Source organism: Peribacillus sp. SIMBA_075 (assembly GCF_046534585.1).
The window spans coordinates 1-254 of record NZ_JAWRYN010001083.1; the positions used below are offsets into that span (position 1 = coordinate 1).

The following is a 254-nucleotide window of genomic DNA, read 5'->3' on the forward strand; positions in this document are numbered from 1 at the left end:
GTTTAAACAAAAAAAGATAGAAGAGTCGTTATCACTCTATCAACAAGGTATTATGAAAGCCTGTGAATTAGAAGATGAAATTTACATTTGCAAATTTCAGTTTCTAAAAGCACTATACGTTGATGCAGAAATAAAGATCATAGACGATACATTAGACCTGTTGGAGGACAAGCGCTTATACCCAGATATTGAGGAATTGGCACTTGATGCGGCTCATTATTATAATGAGCTCGGACTATTTGAAGTATCTACCC

General features: G+C 35.0%; 1 pseudogene. It reads left to right on the forward strand.

Going from position 1 to position 254, the window contains the following annotated elements:
* Nucleotides 1-254, forward strand: a pseudogene (locus tag SB775_RS31625) (tetratricopeptide repeat protein); the annotation flags it as partial.